A 19,973-nucleotide genomic window follows, 5' to 3' on the forward strand; every position below is an offset into this window, starting at 1 on the left:
GATGGGACGCATCCACGTCGACTACGACAAGTGCGAGGGCCTCGGCATGTGCGAGGCCATGGCCAGCGACTACTTCGAGCTCGACGACGACGAGCAGATGCACGTGCTCGCCGAGGAGGTGCCCGGCGCCGACCGCGCCCGGGTGAACGCCGCGGTGCAGGCCTGCCCGGTCCTCGCGCTCACCCTCGAGTGACGCGGGGGACGACGAGCCCCCTCCGGACGCCCGCCCCCGTCCCGGGTGGCGGGCGTCTGGCTACCCTGGAGCGTGTGAGCACTCCGGCGCCGACGACCCGCGCCCGGCTGGTCGAGGCCGCGGGGCGGCTCACCGCCGAGCACGGGTGGGCGCAGGTCACCATGGCCCGCCTGGCCGACGAGGTGGGGGTCAGCCGCCAGACGGTCTACAACGAGGTGAGCGGGCGCGCCGGCCTCGCCGAGGCGATGATCGAGCGTGAGCTCGAGCGCTTCCTCGAGGTCGTCACCGGCGCCTTCGACGCCCATCCTCCGCCGGGCCCGGCGGCGCTCGTGGCGGCGATCAGCGACGCCTGCCTGGGCTGCCTGCACCTGGCCACCGACAACGCCCTGCTGCACGCCATCGTCTCGGCCACCCACGGCGCCGACACCGAGCTGCTGCCGCTGCTCACCACCCACGCCGGCTCGCTGCTCGAGGCCGCCAAGGCCGTGGTCGTGGAGCGGGTCCGGCCCTACGAGCACGGCCTGGCCGACGACCGGCTGTCCCCGGTGGTCGACATGGTGGTCCGGGTGGTGCTCAGCCACGTGATGCAGCCCTCCGCCGACCCCGGCTCCACCGCCGCCGACCTCGCCTGGCTCGCGGCGCGGGTGCTCGGCACCGCCCCTCCGGCCTGAGCCCCGCCGCCCTCCGCGGGGTGGGGTGGTCGGTTCCGGCCCGCCGTCCTGGGGTGGCTCGATACCCTGAGGGGCGGAGGTGGAGGCGATGTCGCAGGGGAGGCTGCGCTCCGGGATCCCGCGCGCGCGGCTGGTCCCGGCGGCGCTGGTGACGGCGGTCGTGGTGGCGGCGTGCGCGGCGCCGCGTGCCTCCGACGACGCCGGCTCCGCCGACGGCTCCGGGAGCGGCGCCACCCCGGCCGGGGGGCCGACGACGCCCGCTCCGGACAGCCCGACCGACACCACGACCGGCAGCCCGACCGACACCGGGCTCGATCCTGCCCTGGCGATGCCGGCCCCCGGCCCGCGCACCGAGCCGCTGGCCAGCGCCGACGTGCTCGTGCAGGCCGCCACCCCGCTCGGAGCGGACGTGCAGGCCCGACTCGCGGCGCTCACCGGCGTCACGGCGTCGCTGCCGCTCTCGGTGGCCCAGGTGAGCGTCGAGAGCCAGGTGTACACCGTGGCCGCCGTCGACCCCGCCGAGTACCGCCGGTTCACCGCCGCGCGCAGCGCCGAGCTCGACGAGCAGTGGGCCCGGGTCGCGGCCGGCGAGGTGGCCGCCGACACCCCGCTGCGCGCCAAGGACCTGGTCGACGACGCCGGGTTCCTGCCCCTCACGATCGGCGACACCACGCGGCGGCTGCACATCGGCGCCTGGGCGCCCCAGGTGCCGGGCATCGACCTGGTCGTCAACGAGCGCGTCGGGGAGGCCCTCGGGATGCCCGCCGACAACGCCGTGCTGCTCTCCACCGGCACCACCGCGCCGCAGGTCGTGCGCCGACCCGTGGTGCGCACCGTGGGCGACCGCGCCTCGGTGCAGAACCTCGACGTCGTCGCGCGGCTGGGCCTCGACCCCGGCGCGGTGCAGACCGCGGTGCTGGTGGGCGCCTTCAGCGACGCCGTCGGCACCTTCACCTACACCCCGATCGGCGGGGGCCGGGTGGCGCCGGACCCGGCCTGGGTGCGCGAGCACATCCGCACCGAGGTCGTGCCGATCCTCGGGTCGGTCACCTGCAACAAGGACCTGTTCCCGCAGCTGCGGGCCGCGCTGGCCGAGGTCGTCAGCCGGGGCCTGGCCGACGAGATCAACCCCGACGAGTACGCCGGGTGCTACTACCCCCGCTTCATCGCCGGGTCCTCCACGCTGTCCAACCACTCCTTCGGCCTCGCGCTCGACCTCAACGTCCCGGGCAACCAGCGCGGCACGGTGGGGGAGATGGACCGCGACGTCGTCGACATCTTCAAGTACTGGGGCTTCGCGTGGGGCGGCGACTGGAACTACACCGACCCCATGCACTTCGAGCTCGCCCGGATCGTCCGGCCCGGCTGAGGCCCTCGGGTCCGGTCACCCTCAGCCGTGGATCCGGGCTCAGTCGTGCAGCGCCGCGCGGATGCGGCGCGCCATCTCGGCCATCGTGGTGCGGGCCCGCACCGGGTCCTCGGTGAGGAAGTAGTGGTCGACGCCCGGCGTGAGGTCGTACCAGACCTCGACGCCGGCCTCGCGCAGTCGCGCGGCGTAGCGGTCGCCGTCGGGGCGCAGGGTGTCGCGCTCGGCCACCAGCACCAGCGCGGGCGGCAACCCGGTGAGGTCGGGGGCCAGCACCGGGGAGGCGTAGGGCTCGGTGCGGGTCGCCGGGTCGGGGAAGTACACCCGCCGCACGAGGCCGCGCAGCTGCGGCGAGATCATCCCGCCGCGCACGGGCACCTCGCCGGCCAGGTCCAGCGCCGGGATCGCCAGCACCTGCAGGCGGGGACGGAAGCTGCCGGCGTCACGCGCCTGCAGCGCCACCGACGCCGCCAGCCCCCCACCGCTGGAGAAGCCCCCGACCGCCACCGGGGCGGACGCCGCCACGGCGGCCGCGACGTCGTGGCACTGGTGCTGCGCCACCGGGTAGGTGACGTAGGGGCCGGTGCGGAAGTCGACGTTGAGCACCCGCACGCCGGCGGTGGCGGCGACGTAGCGGCACCACCAGTCGTCCATCTGCGGGTAGCGCATCAGCCAGGCGCCGCCGTGGAAGTGCACCAGCGCCGGGGTGGTGTCGTCGTGCTCGGGGCCCGGGCGGTACTCCCAGGCCGTGACGCGTCCGTGGCGCGTCTCGAACCGGCGCCTGGTCGGGCGGGGCAGCTCCTGACCGGCGAAGCGCAGGTCCTCGCCGTAGCGCACGGTGAAGCGCGCCGAGGCGTGCAGGAGCATGGCCTGGATCCGATCCGACGTCCTCACCGGCGTGGTTCGGTGCCGGGCCGCCCGCGGATGCCGGCGCTCTCCCGCGCCCGGGGGGCGCTGGCTAGGGTGCTGGTCATGCGCGCAGCCCAGGTCGTCACGCTCACCGGTCCCGACGACGTCGTCGTCAACGACGTCCCCGAGCCCGTCCCCGGCGAGCACGACGTGCTCGTGGAGGTGGGTGCCGTCGGGGTCGCCTTCCCCGACCTGCTGATGACGCGGGGGCAGTACCAGATCAAGCCCGAGCCGCCCTTCACGCTCGGGGTCGACGTCGCCGGCACCGTGATCAGCGGCGGCGGGTTCGAGCCCGGCACCCGGGTGGCCGCCGTCGGCGGCTGGGGCGGCGCGGCCGAGCGGGCACTGCTGCCGGCGGCCTTCACCTTCCCGCTGCCCGACGAGCTGTCCTTCGCCGAGGGTGCCGCGCTGCCGATGAACTACCTCACCGCCGAGTTCGCCTACGAGCAGCGGGCGCAGCTGCGCGCCGGGGAGACGGTGCTGGTGCACGGTGCCGCCGGCGGGCTCGGCACGGCGATGATCCAGGTGGCCAAGGGCATGGGTGCCACCGTGATCGCGGTGGCCAGCACGCCGGAGAAGCAGGAGTTCGCCCGCGCCGCCGGCGCCGACCACGCGATCGGCCTCGACGGCTTCAAGGACGCCGCCAAGGAGCTCACGGCCGGTGTCGGGGTCGACGTCGTGGCCGACATCGTGGGCGGCGAGGTGTTCCTCGACTCCCTGCGCAGCCTCGCCCCGCAGGGCCGGTTGCTCGTGCTCGGCTTCGCCGCCGGGCAGGGCATCCCCGAGGTCAAGGTCAACCGGCTGCTGCTCACCAACACCGACGTGCGCGGCGTCGGGTGGGGCGAGTACGCGATGCGGCGTCCCGAGTACATGGCCGCCCAGTGGCAGCGGCTGCTGCCGATGATCGCCGGCGGCGCGGTGAAGCCGCCGATCGGTGCGGTCTACCCGCTCGCCGAGTTCGGTCGGGCGCTGGTCGACATGGACGAGCGCCGCGCGCTCGGCAAGCTGGTGGTCGACCCCACGCGATGACCCCCACCGGGGGTGTCGACCCGGCCCACCGCCAGACGCCGTTCGCGGTCCGGCTCGAGCACGGCCCCACCGGGGCGCGGGCGCTCGTGGAGGCGGGTGACGTCGAGGTGGCGGTGGTGGTGGACGTGCTGTCCTTCACCACGACCACCACGATCGCGGTGGCGCGCGGGGTGGAGGTGCTGCCTCTCGCCTGGCGCGACGACCGCGCCGCCGCCCATGCCCGCGCCCATGACGCCGTGCTGGCGCTGGGTCGGCTCGAACGGCAGGCGCTGCCCGAGGCCGAGCGCGCGGGCGCGGCGAGCCTGTCCCCGGCCGCGATGCTCGCCTACGACGGCGCCCGGCGGATCGTGCTCCCCAGCCCCAACGGCGCCACGATCGCCGCGCTGCTCGCCGACGGCGGCGCGCAGGTGGTCGCGGCTAGCCTGCGCAACGCCGCCGCGGTGGGCCGGCACCTCGCCACCGCCGTCGGTTCGGGCGCCCGGGTCGCGCTCGTCGCGGCGGGCGAACGCTGGCCCGACGGCACGCTGCGCCCCGCGATCGAGGACCTCGCGGGCTGCGGCGCGGTGCTCGCCGCGCTCCTGGCAGCCGCGCCCGGCACGTCGGTCTCACCCGAGGCGCGGCTCGCCCTCACCGCCCTCGCCGACCTCACGCCCGAGGCCCTGCTCACCTGCGCCAGCGGCGCCGAGCTCGTGGCGAAGGGCTTCGCCGACGACGTCCGCGCGGCCTCGCAGCGCGACGTCGACGACGTCGTCCCGGTGCTCACCGCCCCCGGCCCCGCCTTCCGCCCCCACTGATTCCACGGCGCCGGTGGTGCTCGCCGTCGTGGGAAGGACGTCAGGTACCTGACGAATTGTCGGGGGGCCGCGGCGGGGTGGCAGTGGGGACCGGCGGCCGGACCTCAGACCGGCAGCAGCGGGTGGATGGCGACCTCCCCGGTGAGCAGCGGACCGACGACGGCGAACGCCTCGCCGATGTGGGGCTGGGTCATGTGGGCGTCGAGGTCGGCCTGCGACTCCCACTCCTCCACCGTCACGTAGACCCCCGGCTGGCCGGCCGAGGCGTAGACCTCGTACTTCAGGCAGCCGGCGTCGCCGCGGGAGGCGGCGGCCAGCCCGGCGAGGGCGGGGCCCACCTCCGCGGTGCGCTCGGGGTCGGTGGGGATGGTCGCGACGACATGCAGGCTCATGGGCGCGACAGTAGTACGCACCCACGACGCACCCGTGGACGCGGCCGGTGACCACCCGGGGGTCTGGGGGAGGTGCCCTAGGCTCGGGAGGCGTGAGCATCCTCGACGACGCCCGTGCGGGCATGGACGACGCCATCCGTCCCCAGGACGACCTGTTCGGCCACGTGAACGGCCGCTGGTTGGCCGAGACCGAGATCCCCGCCGACCGCTCCAGCTGGGGCCCCTTCGTGCAGCTCGCCGACGTGGCGGAGGAGCAGGTGCGGGTCATCATCGAGGAGCTGGCGGCCCAGCCCGACGCCGGTTCCCACCCCGACGACGCCCGCCGGATCGGCGACCTCTACGCCTCCTTCATGGACGTCGCGGCGATCGAGGCCCGCGGTGCGGAGCCGATCCGGCCGCTGCTGGCCGCGGTCGAGACGCTGCACGACGTGCGCGACCTCGCCGCGTTCCTCGGGGAGTTCGAGCGCATCGGCGGTCACGGCATCTTCGGGTCCTACATCGACAACGACGACAAGGACTCCGAGCGCTACGTCATGAACCTCTACCAGGGCGGTCTCGGCCTCCCGGACGAGTCGTACTACCGCGAGGAGAAGTTCGCCCCGCAGCGCGAGGCCTACGTCGCCTACCTCGAGAAGCTGCTCGGCCTGGCCGGGGTCGACGACGCCGCCGCGGCCGCCGCGCTCGTGCTCGACCTCGACACCCGGATCGCCGCGGGGCACTGGGAGCGCGCCGAGACCCGCGACGTGCAGCGCACCTACAACCTGCTCACCCACGACGAGCTGGTGGCGCTGTGCCCCGCCTTCGACTGGGACGCCTACCTCACCAACCTCGGCGGTGGCCGCGAGGTGCTGGCCGAGGTGTGCGTGCGCCAGCCCAGCTTCTTCGCCCACCTGTCCACCGTCCTCACCGAGGTGCCGATCGAGTCGTGGCGCACCTGGCTGGTCAGCCACGTCGTGCGCGCCAGCGCCGCCTACCTCTCGAGCGACTTCGTCGAGACCAACTTCGACTTCTACGGCCGCACCCTGTCCGGCACGCCCGAGCTGCGGGCCCGCTGGAAGCGCGGTGTCGCGTTCGTGCAGGGCGCGGTGGGCGAGGCCGTGGGCCGCGAGTACGTCGCGCGCCACTTCCCGCCGACGTCCAAGGCGCTGATGGACGAGCTGGTGGCCAACCTGCTCGCGGCCTACCGCGACTCCATCGCCGAGCTGGACTGGATGACCGAGGAGACCAAGCAGCGGGCCTACGACAAGCTCGCCACCTTCCGGCCCAAGATCGGCTACCCCGAGACCTTCCGCGACTACGCAGCCCTCCGGGTCACCCGCGAGGACCTGCTCGCCAACGTGCACGCGGCGGCGTCCTTCGAGACCGACCGCCAGCTGGCGAAGATCGGCGCACCGGTGGACCGCGACGAGTGGTTCATGCTGCCCCAGACCGTCAACGCCTACTACAACCCCGGCACCAACGAGATCTGCTTCCCGGCCGGCATCCTGCAGAAGCCGTTCTTCTCCCCCGACGCCCACCCGGCGGAGAACTACGGCGGCATCGGTGCGGTCATCGGCCACGAGATCGGCCACGGGTTCGACGACCAGGGCGCGCAGTACGACGGCGCCGGCAACCTCAACGACTGGTGGACCCAGGCCGACAAGGAGGCCTTCCAGGTCAAGAGCCGGGCCCTGATCACGCAGTACGACGGGTTCGAGCCGCGCACGCTGCCCGGCGAGCGCGTCAACGGCGCGCTCACGGTGGGGGAGAACATCGGCGACCTCGGCGGTCTCACGATCGCCCACCGCGCGTTCGTCATCAGCCAGGGCGGCAGCGCCTCGGTCGAGGACCGTCGTCGGCTCTTCCTCAACTGGGCCTACGTGTGGCGCACGAAGCGGCGCAAGGAGCAGGAGCAGCAGTACCTCACCGTCGACCCCCACAGTCCGGCGGAGTTCCGCGCCAACATCGTGCGCAACCTCGACGAGTTCCACGAGGTGTTCGCGACCGCGCCGGGCGACGGGCTGTGGTTGGAGCCCGCCGCGCGCGTGCGCATCTGGTGAGGCCGCCAGGCCCGACCCCCTGACCCGACCCCCGGCCCGATCCTGAGACGACACGACCCCCGCCCGGAGCCCCGGGCGGGGGTCGCGCCGTTCGGTGCGGGGGTCAGCGCACGACGACGGTGACCGGCTTGGAGTTGGAGCTCTGCACGGCCTCGGAGCCGACGAACTTGGCCACGAAGCGGTAGCGGCCCGGCAGCAGCGGGTTGCGCACCTGGATGGTCACGGTGCCGTTCTGCCCGGCGTCCAGGCCGGCGCCGCTCAGCTTCTTGCCGTTGGCGTAGAGGGTGACCCGACCGGTGGGCTCGACGTTGCGCCCGGCCTTCACCACGACCTTGAACAGCGGCCGCTCCCCGCCGCGCAGCAGCTGCGCGGTGGTGGTCGTGGGCGAGGAGGTCAGGGTGATGACGTTGGAGCGGGCGGTGCCGTCCTTGTACCCGGCCCGGCGGGCGGTGACGACGACGATGATCACGCCGCCGAGGTCGGCCTGCCGCACGGTGTAGGTCGTGGTGTCGGCGGCGATGGGGTCCACGGCGCCGTCGACCGCGCGGAACCAGCGGTAGCTGAAGGTCGGCGTCGGGGTGCCGGTCCAGGTGCCGGGGGTGACGGTGAGCTTGGCGCCCACCTGCGGCTTGCCGCTGAGCACGGGCGCCTTGGTGTTGGCGATGGCGTCGCCCTGCAGGCCGGTGACGGGGTCGCTGGTGGAGGTGCCGGAGGACAGCAGCGCGGTGGCGGTCTCGACGACGCGGATCTCCTGGGCGACGTCGGCGGCCTGCACGACGTAGGTCGTGCCGGTGGCGTCGGCGATCGCCTGCCCGCCGCGGGTCCACTGGTAGGACACGCTGTCGGGCTCGGGGTCCCAGGTGGCCGGGGTCGCGGTGAGCGTCTCGCCGACCTTCGGGGTGCCGGTGATGCCGACCGGGCTGGTCGGGGTGATGTCACCGCCCGGCAGGCACAGCGGGGTGCCCGGCAGGCACGTCGCCGCCGAGGCGGGCGCCAGCGGGGCGGCCACGAGCAGGCCGCCGCTGAGCAGGGCGGCGGCGATCAGGGGAAGGGCACGGGAGCGGACCATGGCGGTCACAATAGGCGGGTCCTCCCCGCTGTGACGCCGTTTCGGCGTGCGGCGCCCGCAACTGGCGCCCCTCTGGCGGGGTTCTTGCGCGGATCCTGACCCGCCGGGCCGGGTCACCCGGGTCAGCCGAGTCAGCCGGGTCGGCCGGTCTCGCCGCGCCGGCGCTCCTGCTCGGCCTCGATCCGGGCCGCCACGGTCGGCGCCTGCTCGAGCACGCTGCTGAGGCCGCGCGGGGTGAGCACGAACGCCTCCACCGGGCCGACGGCGGTCACGGTGGCGGTGCGGGGCGCCCGCCCGTGCAGCAGCGACATCTCGCCCACGAGCTCGCCGGGCCCGACGTGGGCCACCACGACGCCGTCGACGCTCACCTCGGCGCTCCCGCTCAGCAGCAGGAAGGCCTGGGGGTCGACGGCGCCCTCACGCACCAGCACGGTGCCGGCCGCCACCCGCACCTCGTCGAGCAGCGGGGCGAGGTGGTCGAGCTCGCGGGGGCTGCAGCCGGCGAACAGCGGCAGTGCCGCCAGCCGTGCGGTCTTCGGGTCGTGGGCCATGGGACCTCGCGGGGGCGCGTCGGGGTGGGGAGGCCGGCCCCCGGTGGCCGGACGAGGGGAACGAAAGCAGGTCCGGGGTCCCCGCGTCCAGGGCCGGACGTGGACGGCGGTCCCCCGGATCGGCCCCGGATCAGCCCGGGATCAGTCCCGGATCAGCCGTGATCAGCCGTGATCAGCCGTGATCAGGAGGCCAGGGTCTCCAGCGCGGCAGCGCGGCGGGCCCACTCGCGGTGCACGCGCTCGGCGACCACGGGCGAGAGGTTGAGGATGCTGGCGAGGTCGCGCGGCGTCAGCACGAAGGCGACCACGGGGGTCAGCGCGGTGACGGTCGCGGTGCGCGAGCGGGTGCGGTCGAGCAGCGAGATCTCACCGACGAGCTCCCCGCCGCTCAGCTCGGCCACCACGACGCCGTGGGCGCGCACCTCGGCGCGACCCGAGGCGAGGAGGAAGGCCTGGGGCTCGATGGCGCCCTCGTGGGTGAGGGTGGCGCCGGCCGGCAGCGCGACCTCGTCGAGGTGGGCGCCGATCTCGAGCAGCTCCTTGGTGCTGCAGCCCTCGAAGAGCGGCAGCTGGGCCAAACGGGCGATCTTGGGGTCGATGCGAGCCATGGGTGAGCTCCTCGGACGCTGGTGACGGGGTGGTGCCGGTGCGTCCCGGACCGGACCCTGCCACGGTAGGCCGCGCGGTGCGGCGGCGCTGTTCCGTGCTTCACAGATCGGCTGTGAGGTGCCCGACAGCCCCGCGCCCCCGCGGGGTGGTGCGGACCGACGCCGCCGCTGTGGAGGACCGCGCGGGCCTGTCGGGACCGGCTGGTAGACACGGGCCCCATGAGCACCCCCACCGGCGTCGGCACGATCCCCGTCCGCGAGCAGGCCGAGGCGCACCTGCGCGCACTGGTGGGCCACGACGACGCCCGGCTGCGCGAGGACCAGTGGGCCGCGATCGAGGCCCTCACCGAGCAGCAGCGCCGGGCACTGGTGGTGCAGCGCACGGGCTGGGGCAAGTCGGCGGTGTACTTCGTGGCCACGCTCCTGTTGCGCGCCCGCGGGGCGGGACCGACGGTCATCATCTCGCCGCTGCTGGCCCTGATGCGCAACCAGATCGCGGCCGCCGAGCGCGCGGGCATCCGGGCGGTCACGATCAACTCCACCAACCTGGAGGACTGGGAGGAGGTCCACGCCGCCATCGCCTCCGGGGCGGTCGACGTGCTACTCGTCAGCCCCGAGCGGCTCAACAACCCCTCCTTCCGCGACGACGTGCTGCCGCGCCTGGCCGCCACCTGCGGCCTGCTGGTGATCGACGAGGCCCACTGCGTGAGCGACTGGGGTCACGACTTCCGCCCCGACTACCGGCGCATCCGCACCCTGCTCGGCGAGCTCCCGGCCGGCATCCCGGTGCTGGCCACCACCGCCACGGCCAACGCGCGCGTCACCGCCGACGTCGCCGAGCAGCTGGGCACCGACGCCCTGGTGCTGCGCGGCAGCCTCGACCGCGCCACCCTGCGGCTGGGGGTGCTGCGGCTGGCCACCAACGAGCAGCGGCTGGCCTGGCTGGCCGACCACCTGGCCGAGCAGCCGGGCTCCGGCATCGTCTACTGCCTCACCGTCGCCGCCACCGCCGAGGTCGCCGAGTACCTGCGCTCGCGCGGCCACGACGTCGCGGCCTACTCGGGCCAGACCGAGACCACCGAGCGGCTCGCGCTGGAGGAGGCGCTCGCCGCGGGTCGGGTCAAGGCGCGGGTCGCGACCAGCGCCCTGGGCATGGGCTTCGACGCGCGGCTGGGATTCGTGGTCAACCTCGGGGCGCCGTCGTCGCCGGTGGCCTACTACCAGCAGGTCGGCCGCGCGGGCCGTGGCACCGACGACGCCACCGTGGTGCTGCTGCCGGGGCGCGAGGACGCCGACATCTGGGCCTACTTCGACTCCCTGTCCTTCCCGCCCGAGCCCACCGTGCGGGCGGTGCTCGCCGCGCTCGCCGACGCCGGGCGTCCGCTCAGCACCCAGGCGCTCGAGCCGCTCGTCGAGCTCAGCCGCACCCGGCTCGACCAGCTGCTCAAGGTCCTCGACGTCGACGGCGCCGTCCGGCGGGTGCGCGGCGGGTGGGAGACCACCGGCCGGGAGTGGCACTACGACGCCGAACGCTACGCCCGCGTGCGCGAGGCCCGGGAGCGCGAGCGGGCGGCGATGCTGGCCTACCAGGCCACCACCGGGTGCCGGATGCGGTTCCTGCGCGAGCAGCTCGACGATCCCGAGGCCGCCGACTGCGGGCGCTGCGACACCTGCGGCGGGCTCACCCTCGACGCCGGGACCTCGGCGGAGGCGGTGGCCGCCGCCGGGTCGCTGCTGCACCGACCCGGCGTGGTCGTCGAACCGCGCAAGCTGTGGCCCACCGGCGCCGCCGCCCTCATCGGGGGGCGCAAGGGCAAGGTCGTCGGCCCCGAGGAGGGGCGGGCGCTGGCCCGGCTCACCGACCTCGGGCACGGCCCCGCGCTGCGCGCCCTGTTCCGTCCGCCGCTGCAGGCCGGGGCGCCCGACCCGCGCGGTCTCCCCGACCTCGCAGGGGTGCCGGGCCTGCCCGACCTCAGCGAGCTCGTGGAACCGGCCTGGCTCGACGAGGTGGAGGGGCCCGCCGAGCCGAGCCCGGCGCGCCCGGAGGTCCCGGCGCAGGCCGCGGCGCCGGCCGCGCCGCCGGCACCGGCCCGGGCGGTCGGGATCCCGCCGCAGCTGGCGCGCGCGATGGTCACGGTCCTGCAGGACTGGGCGCCCCGGGTCGACGGCCTCGTGGTCGTGGAGTCCGCCACCCGCCCCGGCGTGGTGGAGGACCTCGCGGCCGGCGTCGGACGCACGCTGGGGCGTCGGGTGGTCGGTCGATGGGCCCTGGTCGATCCGGGCGTGCGGCCCGGCCAGGGCGCGGCCAACTCCGCGCAGCGGGTGGCGGCGGTGATGCGGCGCGGTGCGCTGCGGCTCGACCCGGGCATCGACGTCACGGGCCGACGCCTCCTGCTCATCGACGACCTCGTGGTCACGGGCTGGACCCTCACCTGCGCCGGCGCGGCGCTGCGCGAGGCCGGTGCCGAGGCCGTGCTGCCGCTGGCCCTGGCGGTGGAGCGGTGACGCGGCTCGGGACTGGGCTCGGGACCGGGCTCGGGACCGGGCTCGGGACTGGGCTCGGGGCGGGGCCGGCGCTCGGCCCCGCCGCGTAGGGTCGCGGCATGCGCGTCGGCCTCACGATCCTCACCGATCTCCCCTGGCGGGAGGCGCGGCCGCGGTGGCGCGCCGCCGAGGAGATGGGCTTCGACCACGCCTGGACCTACGACCACCTGGTCTGGGGCGGCCTGCCCGAGGCGCCCTGGACCACGCCCACGCCGGTGCTCGGCGCCGTCGCCGACCTCACCGAGCGGATCGGGCTCGGCCTCATGGTCGCCACCCCCAACTTCCGGCACCCCTACCAGCTGCACCGCGACGCCCAGGCGCTGGAGGACCTCGCCGACGGCCGCTTCCTGCTGGGGGTGGGTGCGGGCGGCAGCCGCGACGCCACGATCCTGGGCGCGCCCGCCCTGCCCCCCCGCGAGCACGCGGAGCGCTTCTTCGAGTTCGCCGAGGCGCTGGTCCGGTTCCGGGAGGAGGACCACGTCACGCTGTCGGGTCGCTGGTTCCGCACCGACGACGCTCGCACCCTGCCGCCCCTGCGCCGCACCCCGCTGATCCTGGCGGCCAACGGTCCGCGCTCGATCCGGTTCGCGGTCGCCACCGGCGACGCCTGGGTGACCACCGGCCCCTGGGGCACCGACACCGACACCTGGTGGGGCGCGCTCACCGAGTCCGCCGCCCTGGTCGACGGTCTGCTGCGCGAGCGCGCCGCCGCCGGCCCCGCCGGTGCCGACTTCCGGCGCTACCTGCTGCTCGACACCGCGCCCGGCCCCGACTCGCCGGGTCGCACCGCGCTGGCCTCCGTCGAGACCGCCGAGGAGATGATCGCGCGCGCCGAGGCGCTGGGGTTCACCGACGTCGTCCTGCACTGGCCGCGCCCCACCGAGCCCTACCGCGCGAGCGAGCAGGTGCTGGAGCGCTTCGCCGCCGAGGTGCTGCCGCGCCTGCAGGATCCGGTGCAGGGCTGAGGCGTCGTGGTCGTCGTCCTCCACATCGGCGCACCCAAGTCGGGCACCACCGCGCTGCAGAGCCGACTGCAGGCCCACCACGCCGTCCTCGCCGACGCCCGCGTGTGCGTGCCACGGGCACCGGCCGCCGACGGCGAGACCACCCTGGCCTTCCGGGCGGCGCTCGACCTCACCGGCGTCCACCTGGGTCGGGGTCCGGAGTACGCCGCCGGCTGGTGGTCGCGCCTGGTCGACGCGGTGGCCGGGCAGTCGCACGCCGTGGTCAGCCACGAGGCCTTCGTGCGCGCCGACGACGCCGCCGCGGCCCGGGCGGTGGGCGAGCTCGGCGGGCCCGCGCGGGTGCGGGTGGTCTACACCGCCCGCGACCTCGGTCGCGGGCTCACCTCCACCTGGCTGGAGGGGCTCAAGCACGGCACGACCCGCACCTACGCCGAGCACGCCGCCGCAGCCCGCGCGGGGTCGCTGCCGGTGATGCGCGGCCTCGACCTGCCGGCGGTGGTCGGGCGCTGGGCCGACCACGCGCCGGTCACCGTCGTCACCGTGCCGCCCGAGGGGGCCGACCGGTCGCTGCTCTGGACCCGGTTCGCGCAGGCCTGCGGCCTCGACCCCGCCCTCGCACCCGGCGAGCCCGCGCGCGAGAACCGCGCGGTGGGGGTGGCCCAGGCCCAGGTGCTGCGCCTGCTGCACGTGCACCTCGACGGCCGCAGCGCCCGGGGCCGGGGCCTGCACGCGGTGGTGCGCGACGTCGTCGCCGAGCGGGCGCTGGCGGGGGGCGAGCGGGTGCGCCCCGCACCCCACGACGTCGCCTGGCTCACCGAGCGCGCCGCGGAGCACACGGCCTGGCTGGCCGCACCGGGCACCCGCTTCCCGGTCGACGTCGTCGGCGACCCGGCCGACCTGCGCCCGGCGGCGATCGACCCCGCCGGGTGGACCGACCCCGACGAGCCCACCCCCGCCGTGCTCGACGCCGCGGTGCACGCCCTGGCCGTCCTGGTGCGTGAGCTGCGTCGGGCCCGGCGCCGCGCGGAGGACTGAGCCCGTGGGGTTCGTCCCGCTCACCGGCCCGGCCGCCTGGGAGCCCGGCCCGCCCGGCTCGGCGCGACAGAGCACGGTGACCTTCACCGGCGGCGGTCGGGAGGTGCCGATGCAGATGCGGGCCGCGGTGCCGATCCTCGCCCGCGCCCGGCGTCAGGACGACCTCCACCCCACCGTGAGCCTGCTCTCCGGGGCGGTGCTGCTGGCGATGAAGGTGGTGGCCGAGGGGCGGCTCGCGCCGGACGCCGACGGCGGCTGGGCGCTCACCGCGCTCGGCCCGGGCGAGCGCGCGCAGGTGGTCGGCCTGGTGCGGGCCCACCCCGAGGTGCCCGACGCCGCCGCGTGGGTGCCGCAGGTGATGGCCGCCGTCGCCGACACCCTCGCCCCGGGCTCCCCGACCACCCGGGCCGTGGCCGCGCGCCGCGGCCGGTCCGCCCTGAGCCCCGGCGGATCGGGCGGGTCCGGCGGGTCCGGGTACGACCGTGAGGCCTTCGCGGCCCGGCTCCAGCAGCGGGTCGAGCGGCAGCGCGACCGGGCGGCCGCGGGGCGCGACCCGGACGCCCTCGACCGTCCGCGCCGGGCCTCCGACCTGCCCCACCTGGTGCGCCTCGCCCTCCGCATCGAGGCCGAGGAGGAGGACCTGCGCGCCGGCCGGGTGCGGCTGGTGGTGCAGGTGCACGACGAGACCCGTGCCTGGCACTTCTGCGACGCCGCCGCGCTGTGGGCCGACGACCCGGCCGAGGTCGGCTTCGGCGAGCGCGCCCGGCTGCACACCACCCTCGCGGTGCGGCGCGCGGCCGAGGCGTGGTCGGTGCTCGACCGGTTGCTCGACCTGGCGGTGCCCGACGAGCTCGAGCTGGACGCCGTCGAGATCGGCGACCTGCTCGAGCACGGCGTCGCGGCGCTGCGCGGCCACGGCATCGACGTGCTGTGGCCGCGCTCGCTGGGTCGCGACCTCGTGGCCGCCCCGGTGCTCGACACCCGACCCGTCACCCGCGAGCGGCCGCTGGGCAGCCGTGAGGAGCCGTTGCAGGACCCGCTGCTCGGCACCGAGGCGGTGGCCGGGTTCCGGTGGCAGCTGGCCGTGCACGGCGATCCGCTCACCGAGGAGGAGATGGACGACCTCGCGGCCGCGGCGGCCCCGATCGTGAAGCTGCGCGGCACGTGGACCGTGGTCGACCCCGCCACCGCGCGGCGCGCCCGCAAGCGGCTGATCCGCAGCGTCACCCCGGCCCAGGCCATGGCCGCCGCGCTCACCGGCGTCGCCGTGCTCGACGGGGTGGAGCAGCAGGTCGTCGTCGCCGCGTCGCTGCAACGGGTGCGCGAGCAGGTGCTGGCGGCCGCCTCGCGCGACCCCCTGCCGGCCCCGGCGCTGCTGCAGGCCACCCTGCGCGACTACCAGCGCCACGGCCTGACCTGGCTGCACGACCTCACCCGGCTGGGGTTCGGGGGATGCCTGGCCGACGACATGGGTCTGGGCAAGACGATCACGGTGATCGCACTGCACCTGCACCGTCACGCCGACCCCGGCACCCGGGAGGCTGATCACGGGGCCGGGCCCCTGCTGGTGGTGTGCCCGGCGAGCCTGCTGGGCAACTGGGCCGCCGAGCTGGCCCGCTTCGCCCCGCACCTGCCCGTGCGGCGGTTCCACTCCCAGGCCCGCGACCTCACCGACCTTCCGCCCGACGCCGTCGTGCTCACCACCTACGGCACCGCCCGGGTCGACGCCGAGCGACTCGGCGCGGTGCCCTGGGGTGTGGTGGTGGCCGACGAGGCGCAGCACATCAAGAACCCCGCCTCGGCCACCGCCAAGGCGCTGCGCACGATCGGGTCCCAGGCCCGGGTCGCGCTCTCGGGCACCCCGGTGGAGAACGCGCTCGTCGAGCTGTGGGCCATCCTCGACTGGGCCACCCCCGGCCTGCTCGGCAGCCGCAACGCCTTCCGCAAGGCCTGGGCGCAGCCCATCGAGTCCGGCACCGAGCCCGCCCGGGCCCGCCAGTTCGCGGACCTGGTCGCGCCGTTCCTGCTGCGGCGTCGCAAGAGCGACCCCGGCATCGCCCCGGAGCTGCCGGCCAAGACCGAGACCGATCATCCGCTCACGCTCACCCGCGAGCAGGTCGTGCTCTACGAGGCCTTCGTGCGCGAGACCCTGGAGCGCCTGGCCAGCCTCGACGCCGATGCGCGCCGGGGCCTGATCCTGGCGCTGCTCACCGGGCTGAAGCAGATCTGCAACCACCCGGCCCACTTCCTCAAGGAGTCGGGCGGCCGGATCGCGGGCCGCTCGGAGAAGCTGGACCTGCTCGAGGAACTGGTCGCCACGGCCGTGGCCGAGGACGGCGCGGTGCTGGTCTTCACCCAGTACGTCGCGATGGCGCGACTCGTCGGCACCCACCTGGACTCCCTCGGGATCGGTCACCAGCTGCTGCACGGCGGCACGCCGGTGGCGGAGCGGGAGGCGATGGTGGCCCGCTTCCAGGCCGGGGAGGTGCCGGTGTTCCTGCTCTCCCTCAAGGCCGGTGGCACCGGCCTGAACCTCACCCGCGCCGACCACGTCGTGCACCTGGACCGCTGGTGGAACCCCGCGGTGGAGGAGCAGGCCACCGACCGTGCCTACCGGATCGGTCAGACCCGGCCCGTACAGGTGCACCGCATCCTGATGCGCGGCACGGTGGAGGAACGGATCGCCCAGCTGCTGGCCCGCAAGCGCGGCATCGCCGACGCCGTCCTGGGCCGCGGCGAGGCGGCCCTCACCGAGCTCTCCGACGCCGAGCTGCGCGACCTGGTCGTCTACCGGCCGGAGGCCTGAGCCGGTGCGCGCGTTCCCCCCGATCGAGGCGCGCCGTGGCGCCTGGGGGCGCACCTGGTGGGCCAAGGCGTGGCTGCGGGGCGTGGAGGAGGCGGCGTTCAGCGACACCGACCTCACCCTCGCCCGCCGGCTGGCCCGCAGCGGGGTGATCGGCGGGATCGTCGTCGGCCCGGGGCAGGTCGTGGCGGCGGTGCCGGACCGGCGCGGCATCGTCACCGGCGCCTCGCGCGGCCTGGTCACCGTCGAGGTGCGCGTGCCGGCCTTCGACGACGAGGCCCGGGCGGCGTTCGCCGAGGCCGCGGCCGCGGCGTCGGGTCGGGTCGCGGCGCTGCTGGGCGGCGAACTGCCCCACGACCTCGTGGAGGCCGCGGAGGAGCTGGGCGCCGAGCTGGTGCCCTACGGCACCGAGCTGGAGTGCCGCTGCACCTGCGTCGGCTGGCTCGACCCCTGCCCCCACGCCCTCGCGGTGCTGTGCCAGGTCACGTGGCTGGTGGAGCACGAGCCGCTGCTGCTCCTGCTGCTCCGCGGCGTCGATCGCGAGGAGCTGCTCGACCGGGTCGCCGCCCTCACCGCCCGCCGGGCCCCCGACGTGCCCGTGCTGCCCGGCGTCGGGTGGGAGGAGGGCGAGCCCGAGGCCGCCGCCGACCTCGAGACCGACCTCGACCTCGCCGAGGCCGCCCTCCACGCCGCCCGCGACCTGCTCGCCCAGCTCGCTGCGGAGGAGCACCGCGAGGAGGCTCCCGGGGGGTGACGTCGTACCAGTGAGGACGGTCGGAGGCGTCAGGGGGTGGGGGCGAGGGCCCGGTGGGCCATCTCGGCGAGCAGCACCCGCATCCGATCGGTGGGCAGCAGGCCGCTGTGGGGGGTCGAGTTGATGAGGCCGAAGGCGGCGTGCGCACGGGCCCGGGCGGTGTCGAGGCCGACGACGACGCCGAGCCCGGCGTCGCGCTCCTGCAGCACCCGGGCCCAGAGGTCGACGTAGGAGCGCTGCAGCGCCCGCACCCGCTCGCGGGCCTCGGGCGGCAGGGAGGACCAGTCGCGGTCCTGCACCACGATCAGCGCGCGGTGACGCAGCGCGAAGTCGACGTGCCAGGCGATCAGCGCCGCGAGGGCGGCCTCGGCGCCGTCGGCGTCGTCGACCCGCTGCTCGCCCACGCCGAGCAGCTGCTCGGAGATCGAGACCAGCATCTCGGCGAGCACGGCGTCCTTGCCGGCGAAGTGCTTGTAGAGCGCCGGCCCGGAGACGCCGCACGCGGCGCCGATGTCGGACACCGAGACGCCGTGGAAGCCGCGGGCGGCGAAGAGCTCCGCTGCGGTGGCCAGGATCTGCTCGCGCCGGGAGGCGGGCGCGGGGGTGTCCTGGCCACCGCTCGGAGGTGCTGGCATGGAGGAAGGTTAGCCAGCGTTCACCGGCTCGGCGGCCGGCGTCTCCTCCACCTCCGCCCCCGGGCCGCGGTAGCCGCGCCCCGGCAGGGCCAGGGCGGCCGCCGCCGCGCCCACCAGGCAGAGGATCCCGATCAGCAGGCAGCCGGCCGAGAGGCCGTCGAGGAAGGCGGCGTCGACGACGGCTGAGACACCGGGCACCTCGGCGGCCACGACCTCGGCCGCGCCCACCGACTCCTCGACGGCGGCGAGCTGCGCGGGGTCGAGGGTGCCGCCGAGCTGGTCGGCGATCCGGTCGGCGTACAGCGAGGCGAACAGCGAGCCCACGATCGCGACGCCGAGGGTGCCGCCGAGCTCGCGGGTGGCGTCGTTGACCGCCGAGCCGACGCCGGCGCGGGCCGGGGGCAGCACCTGCATGATCGACTCGGTGGCGCAGGTGCTGACCAGGCCCAGGCCCAGGCCCATGAGGATCATCTGGGGCACGATCGTGGTCGGGTAGGACACGTCGACGCCGGTGGTGCTGATCCACAGGAACGAGCTGCCGAGCAGCGTGAGGCCGCCCGCCACGACGGTGCGGGTGCCCAGGCGCGGGGCGATGAGCCCGCCCACCACCGAGGCGATCGCGATCGAGGTCGCCACCGGGATGATGCGGGCGCCGGTGCCGAGCGGGGAGTAGTCGCGCACGAACTGGAAGAACTGCGTGATCAGGAAGATGAACCCGAACAGCGAGAAGAACGCGATCGTGACGGCTCCGCAGGCGGCGCTGAAGCGGCGGTCGAGGAACAGGGTGACGTCGAGCATCGGGTGCGCGGCGCGGCGCTCGACGAGGATGAACAGCACGAGCAGGGCGGCCGCGACGCCGAACCCGACCAGGGTGGGCGAGGAGGTCCAGCCGCGCTCGGGCGCCTCGATGATGGTGAAGGTCAGCAGGCCGAGCATCGCCACGGAGACGCCGAGGCCGGGCACGTCGAGGGCCGGCACGTCGGGGTCGCGGGACTCCGGCACGAACAGCACCGTCATCACGATCGCGATCAGGCCGACCGGCACCAGGGCCCAGAACACGCTGTGCCAGGAGAAGTGCTCCAGCAGCGCGCCGCCGGTGACCGGGCCGAGCGCCACGCCGAGGCCGGTGGCCGCCCCCCACAGGCCGAGGGCGGCCGCGCGCTCGCGGCGCTCGGTGAAGGTGTTGGCGATGATCGACAAGGTGGTGGGGAAGATGATCGCCGCGCACACGCCCATGACGAACCGCAGCGAGATGAGGGCGCCGCTGGAGTCGACCAGGGCGGCGACGCCGCTGGCCAGGGCGAAGCCGGCGAGGCCAAGGATCAGGGCGGGTCGGCGGCCGAACTTGTCCGACAGGCTGCCCATGGCGAGCACGAGTGCGGCGAAGGCGAGGTTGTAGCCGTCGACGATCCACAGCAGCTCGCGGGTGTCGGCGTCGAGCTCGCGGGCCAGGCTCGGCAGCGCGACGTTCACGATCGTGGTGTCGAGGTTGATGGTGAGGGCGGCCAGGCAGACGGTGGCCAGGATCAGCGGCTTGCGGAGGGCCGGGCCGCCGGCGGTACGGGTGGGTGAGGACATCGGGGGCTCCTGGTGCGGGGTGCCACGACGCCCCATGT

General features: G+C 75.5%; 18 protein-coding genes. 11 read left to right on the forward strand and 7 right to left on the reverse strand.

The window, feature by feature from the left end:
- The first annotated feature begins 1 nt into the window (after position 1).
- From ACERUJ_RS18115 to ACERUJ_RS18125, 3 genes are all read left to right on the forward strand, one after another.
- Positions 2-193 (forward strand): ferredoxin, encoded by a 192-nt coding sequence (locus ACERUJ_RS18115; RefSeq protein WP_370250418.1) that lies wholly within the window; start codon positions 2-4, stop codon positions 191-193.
- 74 nt (positions 194-267) lie between these two features.
- Complete coding sequence (locus ACERUJ_RS18120; protein WP_370250294.1) at positions 268-864, forward strand: TetR family transcriptional regulator; 597 nt, start codon at positions 268-270, stop codon at positions 862-864.
- 88 nt (positions 865-952) lie between these two features.
- Positions 953-2,233, forward strand: a complete 1,281-nt coding sequence (locus ACERUJ_RS18125) for a M15 family metallopeptidase (protein ID WP_370250295.1) — start codon at positions 953-955, stop codon at positions 2,231-2,233.
- Positions 2,234-2,272: 39 nt separating this feature from the next.
- Here the strand turns inward: ACERUJ_RS18125 and ACERUJ_RS18130 are convergent, their stop codons facing one another.
- Positions 2,273-3,097: an alpha/beta hydrolase gene (locus ACERUJ_RS18130; RefSeq protein WP_370250296.1), complete on the reverse strand. Its 825-nt coding sequence runs from the start codon at positions 3,095-3,097 to the stop codon at positions 2,273-2,275.
- A gap of 105 nt (positions 3,098-3,202) precedes the next feature.
- Between ACERUJ_RS18130 and ACERUJ_RS18135 the strand changes: the two genes are divergently transcribed.
- On the forward strand, positions 3,203-4,168 hold the full coding sequence (locus ACERUJ_RS18135) for an NADPH:quinone oxidoreductase family protein (protein WP_370250297.1): 966 nt from the start codon (positions 3,203-3,205) through the stop codon (positions 4,166-4,168).
- Positions 4,165-4,962 carry a 2-phosphosulfolactate phosphatase gene (locus ACERUJ_RS18140; RefSeq protein WP_370250299.1) on the forward strand — a complete coding sequence of 266 codons (798 nt, stop codon included), beginning with the start codon at positions 4,165-4,167 and terminating at the stop codon, positions 4,960-4,962. Before ACERUJ_RS18135 ends, ACERUJ_RS18140 begins: the two co-directional genes overlap by 4 nt.
- Positions 4,963-5,066: 104 nt before the next feature.
- Here the strand turns inward: ACERUJ_RS18140 and ACERUJ_RS18145 are convergent, their stop codons facing one another.
- The gene (locus ACERUJ_RS18145; protein WP_370250300.1) at positions 5,067-5,354 is read right to left on the reverse strand and encodes a putative quinol monooxygenase; all 288 of its coding nucleotides are present in this window, start codon (positions 5,352-5,354) and stop codon (positions 5,067-5,069) included.
- A 92-nt stretch (positions 5,355-5,446) separates the two neighbouring features.
- Between ACERUJ_RS18145 and ACERUJ_RS18150 the strand changes: the two genes are divergently transcribed.
- A complete protein-coding gene (locus tag ACERUJ_RS18150) occupies positions 5,447-7,393 on the forward strand; it encodes a M13 family metallopeptidase (protein WP_370250301.1) in 1,947 nt (648 codons plus the stop codon).
- A 103-nt stretch (positions 7,394-7,496) separates the two neighbouring features.
- Here ACERUJ_RS18150 and ACERUJ_RS18155 read toward each other — a convergent pair whose 3' ends face one another.
- The 3 genes from ACERUJ_RS18155 to ACERUJ_RS18165 form a co-directional block, all read right to left on the reverse strand.
- Positions 7,497-8,462, reverse strand: a complete 966-nt coding sequence (locus tag ACERUJ_RS18155) for an Ig-like domain repeat protein (protein WP_370250303.1) — start codon at positions 8,460-8,462, stop codon at positions 7,497-7,499.
- Between the two features lie 131 nt (positions 8,463-8,593).
- The gene (locus tag ACERUJ_RS18160; protein WP_370250304.1) at positions 8,594-9,013 is read right to left on the reverse strand and encodes a cyclic nucleotide-binding domain-containing protein; all 420 of its coding nucleotides are present in this window, start codon (positions 9,011-9,013) and stop codon (positions 8,594-8,596) included.
- 182 nt (positions 9,014-9,195) lie between these two features.
- The gene (locus ACERUJ_RS18165; RefSeq protein WP_370250305.1) at positions 9,196-9,621 is read right to left on the reverse strand and encodes a cyclic nucleotide-binding domain-containing protein; all 426 of its coding nucleotides are present in this window, start codon (positions 9,619-9,621) and stop codon (positions 9,196-9,198) included.
- A gap of 219 nt (positions 9,622-9,840) precedes the next feature.
- On the opposite strand from ACERUJ_RS18165, the gene ACERUJ_RS18170 reads away from it, so the two are divergent.
- The 5 genes from ACERUJ_RS18170 (at position 9,841) to ACERUJ_RS18190 (ending at position 17,722) form a co-directional block, all read left to right on the forward strand.
- The gene (locus ACERUJ_RS18170; protein ID WP_370250306.1) at positions 9,841-12,126 is read left to right on the forward strand and encodes a DEAD/DEAH box helicase; all 2,286 of its coding nucleotides are present in this window, start codon (positions 9,841-9,843) and stop codon (positions 12,124-12,126) included.
- A gap of 98 nt (positions 12,127-12,224) precedes the next feature.
- Positions 12,225-13,130: an LLM class flavin-dependent oxidoreductase gene (locus ACERUJ_RS18175; RefSeq protein ID WP_370250307.1), complete on the forward strand. Its 906-nt coding sequence runs from the start codon at positions 12,225-12,227 to the stop codon at positions 13,128-13,130.
- A 6-nt stretch (positions 13,131-13,136) separates the two neighbouring features.
- The gene (locus ACERUJ_RS18180; RefSeq protein ID WP_370250308.1) at positions 13,137-14,165 is read left to right on the forward strand and encodes a hypothetical protein; all 1,029 of its coding nucleotides are present in this window, start codon (positions 13,137-13,139) and stop codon (positions 14,163-14,165) included.
- A gap of 4 nt (positions 14,166-14,169) precedes the next feature.
- The gene (locus ACERUJ_RS18185) at positions 14,170-16,971 is read left to right on the forward strand and encodes a DEAD/DEAH box helicase (RefSeq protein WP_370250309.1); all 2,802 of its coding nucleotides are present in this window, start codon (positions 14,170-14,172) and stop codon (positions 16,969-16,971) included.
- A gap of 4 nt (positions 16,972-16,975) precedes the next feature.
- Positions 16,976-17,722 (forward strand): hypothetical protein, encoded by a 747-nt coding sequence (locus ACERUJ_RS18190; protein WP_370250310.1) that lies wholly within the window; start codon positions 16,976-16,978, stop codon positions 17,720-17,722.
- A 29-nt stretch (positions 17,723-17,751) separates the two neighbouring features.
- On the opposite strand, the gene ACERUJ_RS18195 is transcribed toward ACERUJ_RS18190, so the two are convergent.
- Both ACERUJ_RS18195 and ACERUJ_RS18200 read right to left on the reverse strand, forming a co-directional pair.
- Entirely contained in the window at positions 17,752-18,357 is a 606-nt protein-coding gene (locus tag ACERUJ_RS18195) for a TetR/AcrR family transcriptional regulator (protein WP_370250311.1), read from the reverse strand.
- A gap of 9 nt (positions 18,358-18,366) precedes the next feature.
- Entirely contained in the window at positions 18,367-19,935 is a 1,569-nt protein-coding gene (locus ACERUJ_RS18200; protein ID WP_370250312.1) for an MFS transporter, read from the reverse strand.
- Between the last annotated feature and the right edge of the window lie 38 nt (positions 19,936-19,973).

It is taken from the genome of Nocardioides sp., assembly GCF_964228225.1.
Classification (GTDB): domain Bacteria; phylum Actinomycetota; class Actinomycetes; order Propionibacteriales; family Nocardioidaceae; genus Nocardioides.

Excerpts from the sequence above, each read along its gene's own strand:
- ACERUJ_RS18135 (WP_370250297.1), top strand. The coding sequence starts at position 3,203 with ATGCGCGCAGCCCAGGTCGTCACGCTCACCGGTCCCGACGACGTCGTC.
- ACERUJ_RS18130 (WP_370250296.1), bottom strand. The coding sequence starts at position 3,097 with ATGCTCCTGCACGCCTCGGCGCGCTTCACCGTGCGCTACGGCGAGGAC.
- ACERUJ_RS18195 (WP_370250311.1), bottom strand. The coding sequence starts at position 18,357 with ATGCCAGCACCTCCGAGCGGTGGCCAGGACACCCCCGCGCCCGCCTCC.
- ACERUJ_RS18155 (WP_370250303.1), bottom strand. The coding sequence starts at position 8,462 with ATGGTCCGCTCCCGTGCCCTTCCCCTGATCGCCGCCGCCCTGCTCAGC.
- ACERUJ_RS18175 (WP_370250307.1), top strand. The coding sequence starts at position 12,225 with ATGCGCGTCGGCCTCACGATCCTCACCGATCTCCCCTGGCGGGAGGCG.
- ACERUJ_RS18140 (WP_370250299.1), top strand. The coding sequence starts at position 4,165 with ATGACCCCCACCGGGGGTGTCGACCCGGCCCACCGCCAGACGCCGTTC.
- ACERUJ_RS18160 (WP_370250304.1), bottom strand. The coding sequence starts at position 9,013 with ATGGCCCACGACCCGAAGACCGCACGGCTGGCGGCACTGCCGCTGTTC.
- ACERUJ_RS18165 (WP_370250305.1), bottom strand. The coding sequence starts at position 9,621 with ATGGCTCGCATCGACCCCAAGATCGCCCGTTTGGCCCAGCTGCCGCTC.
- ACERUJ_RS18170 (WP_370250306.1), top strand. The coding sequence starts at position 9,841 with ATGAGCACCCCCACCGGCGTCGGCACGATCCCCGTCCGCGAGCAGGCC.
- ACERUJ_RS18125 (WP_370250295.1), top strand. The coding sequence starts at position 953 with ATGTCGCAGGGGAGGCTGCGCTCCGGGATCCCGCGCGCGCGGCTGGTC.
- ACERUJ_RS18145 (WP_370250300.1), bottom strand. The coding sequence starts at position 5,354 with ATGAGCCTGCATGTCGTCGCGACCATCCCCACCGACCCCGAGCGCACC.
- ACERUJ_RS18115 (WP_370250418.1), top strand. The coding sequence starts at position 2 with ATGGGACGCATCCACGTCGACTACGACAAGTGCGAGGGCCTCGGCATG.
- ACERUJ_RS18200 (WP_370250312.1), bottom strand. The coding sequence starts at position 19,935 with ATGTCCTCACCCACCCGTACCGCCGGCGGCCCGGCCCTCCGCAAGCCG.